Source organism: Paraburkholderia sp. SIMBA_053 (assembly GCF_046534895.1).
GTDB lineage: Bacteria > Pseudomonadota > Gammaproteobacteria > Burkholderiales > Burkholderiaceae > Paraburkholderia > Paraburkholderia caledonica.
In genome coordinates, this window is the sequence record NZ_JAWRXU010000042.1 from 1 (window position 1) to 1,212 (window position 1,212).

2 protein-coding genes are annotated in these 1,212 nt (G+C 60.6%); both read left to right on the forward strand.

The window, feature by feature from the left end; genetic code table 11:
- A partial coding sequence (locus tag SB753_RS34390; RefSeq protein ID WP_410804490.1) for a transposase occupies positions 1–513 on the forward strand: 513 nt, incomplete at its 5' end.
- 415 nt (positions 514–928) lie between these two features.
- On the forward strand, positions 929–1,212 hold a 284-nt coding region (locus tag SB753_RS34395), incomplete at its 3' end, for a transposase DNA-binding-containing protein (RefSeq protein ID WP_410804492.1).

A 1,212-nucleotide genomic window follows, 5' to 3' on the forward strand; every position in this document is an offset into this window, starting at 1 on the left:
CATGCGAGCGTCCTGCTGACCAGGGGATGTTTGCGCGAAGGCATCGCCGGACGGCCGCTGGTGCTGCATTCGGATAACGGCAGTGCGATGAAAGGCGCCACCATGCGCGCGGCGATGATCGAACTGGGTGTGCAGCCCTCGTTCAGCCGGCCGCGCGTGAGCAACGACAACGCATTTGCCGAGGCGCTGTTCCGCACGGCGAAGTACTGTCCGTTGTGGCCCGAGCAGCCGTTCGACACGCTGGAGGCGGCTCGGGAATGGGTGCAGCGCTTCGTGCAGTGGTACAACGCAGCGCACTGTCACAGCGGCCTGAAGTATGTCAGCCCGGGCCAACGGCACCGGGGCGAAGCCGACGAACTGCTGGCCCGACGGCGTGCGCTGTACCGGAGCGCGCGCATGCAAAACCCGGCGCGCTGGTCAGGGGCCATCCGCAACTGGCATCTGGACGACGCCGTATATCTGAATCCGGAGCGAGCCCCGGCCTCAGTCAAAATGTACAGGCAGGCAGCGTAACGCGGTTCAGGCGACAACTACCTTGACACACACCGCCGCAAAGAAAAGTAGGCAAAAGAAAGCGGCTAACACCGCCAACATTTCTTCTTGCCTGAGGGCCCCCAACCGGTCCTACGCTTCACACGGCAGCATTTCTGTTCGCGTTCGTCGCCAACGCTTCGAATGATCGCCTCACCCACTTCAAACACCCGCTCAAGGGCTAGCGGCAGCGAATGGTTTGTGCCGCCCAGGTGGCAAACTGTGTGTAGGTTGTCGCGACGTACACGTTAGCGCTCTTACAACGTGGGACGCGTGCGCTACCAGTCCGAAGTCTCAGGATTACCCACATCTTGCGAGCGGAGTAATGAATGATCGCTTGTAAACAGTCGATGTCGATGTTAGCTTTGGCCCATTCTGTTCGCAACGGTAGTCGGGATTGGTCGACGAGAACGAGACAGATGACTGGGCAAGTGCCGAATTTGGCGAGGCTGATCTGGGTGATGCGCGCCTGGCGCAGCGTCTTGTTGCGCTGGCTCGCCGACTCGCGTGCAGTCCGCAAGGTTCGTTTCCACAATCGCTCAAGCCGGCCGAACTGAAAGCTGCCTACCGTTTCTCCGATAATACGCAGGTCGACACGAACGGCATCCTCGCGCCCCACATTGCGCAAACACTTGATCGCATGAGACAGGTGCCGATCGTGCTGGCGGTTCAGGACACAAC